At 43.7% G+C, this 1,872-nt stretch carries 2 protein-coding genes; both read left to right on the top strand.

From position 1 onward, the window contains the following. The coding region (locus AC1DPZ_RS26385) for a LacI family DNA-binding transcriptional regulator (protein WP_477409104.1) at positions 1 to 745 on the top strand (745 nt) is incomplete at its 5' end. Positions 746 to 1,153: 408 nt separating this feature from the next. Then, the coding region (locus AC1DPZ_RS26380) for a cytochrome ubiquinol oxidase subunit I (protein WP_477409102.1) at positions 1,154 to 1,872 on the top strand (719 nt) is incomplete at its 3' end.

Genomic DNA, 1,872 nt, shown 5'->3' with positions numbered 1-1,872 from the left:
CATCTGCCAATCGGGCGAGTTGCATGATAAAGAGATCCAGTGTGTGAATACGTTGATAAACCAGGATGTTGATTGTATAGTAATATCTGTATCTGCAGATGGGAACGATTACCAGCACCTTCAAAATGTAATAGATCATGGCATCCAGCTTATCCAGTTTGACCGCGTGGCCGAGGAACTGGAAACGCTGAAAGTGATCAATGATAATGAGCAGGCTTCTTATGAAGCCGTATCGCACCTGATAGAAAGCGGGTATAAACGTATTGGATTGCTTGAAGGCCCGCAAAACCTCAGTATTTTTAAACAACGTAAATCGGGCTACCTGCGGGCATTAAAGGCCTACAATATTGATGTGATTGACGAACTGATAGTTGAAAACGCCTGGACAAAAGAGCTGGGCGCCGAAGGAACCCGCAAACTATTAACACTCCCCCAACCTCCTGATGCCATATTTGCCTCCACATCAGATTTCTCGGCCCTGGGAGTTTTGGAGGTAGCTAATGCCATGAAAATAAAAGTGCCATCTGAATTGGGCGTTTGCGGCTATGCAAATGAAGGCTTTTCGGAAATCACCAGTCCGTCCATTACCACCATCGATCAGTTTAGTGTTTACATGGGTAATACGGTTGCCAACCTGTACTTCCAGGAAAAGGACAATACCGATACTACGGCAAAGCCGAAGATCATCAGTATTAAGCCAGAGCTGATCATCAGGGGATCGACGGCGAGGAATGGGAAGGGATAGGTGGCCTGTCAGTCTGAGCCTGTCGAAGACTCGCGCGGAGAGGCCTTTGTCCGCTATGCTTCGACAGGCTCAGCATGACAGCCCTCTTAAAACCTCATTCGCCCTTAAGCGTTCCCGGATTTTATCATTACCCATAGCAAGTTGTAGAATCCCAGACTTACGAAGTTTTTGAAACTTCGTAAGTCTTTCGCCGATTTGTCGYTCCCTCCTTTCATTCTCCGGATTTCACTACTCGTACCCGACAATTCGTTTTTTTTGTTAAGTCGCTTCAACCTTTTACTAAATTCTATCCACTAATACAACACTTTACCATAAAATGTCCATAATTCATATTCAATATCAATTAACATTTCTGTTACATTTGTGCCATATAGCTTTTAACTTTCAACCATAATTTATATCACTACTATGGATGATTTTATTGCAGCAAGGTCGCAAATGGCCTTATCATTAGGTTTTCATATTATATACTCCTGCATTGGTATGGTTATGCCTGTTTTTATGGCCATATCGCATTATAAATGGATAAAAACTAAAGATCCGGTTTACAAAAACGTTACCATAGCCTGGAGTAAGGGCGTAGCTATATTTTTTGCCACAGGTGCAGTATCAGGTACCATGCTGTCGTTTGAGCTGGGTTTATTGTGGCCTTCGTTTATGAAGCATGCAGGCCCCATATTTGGGATGCCATTTTCATTGGAGGGTACGGCCTTTTTTATTGAAGCAATTGCGCTGGGATTTTTCCTTTACGGGTGGAACAAGCTTAACACCTGGTTTCATTGGGTTACCGGCGTGGTGGTTGGGATAAGTGGGATAGCATCGGGTATTTTGGTGGTTTCGGCCAATGCCTGGATGAACAGCCCATCCGGTTTTGATTATGTGAACGGTAAGTATTTAAACATCGATCCATTAAAGGCCATGTTTAACGAAGCCTGGTTTTCCGAATCGTTGCACATGACCATAGCTGCATTTTCTGCAACWGGTTTCGCGGTAGCCGGAATCCACGCGCTGATGATCTATAAAAAAAGAAACATTGCTTTTCATACCAAATCATTTAAAATAGCTATAATATTTGGCGCGGCGGCGGCCATACTTCAACCTTTAAGTGGCGATATCTCGGCCAAGGG

The organism is Mucilaginibacter sp. P4_G9, assembly GCF_056400985.1.
The sequence above is the reverse complement of the archived record's forward strand: the minus strand, read 5'-3'. Positions and strand labels throughout refer to the sequence as shown.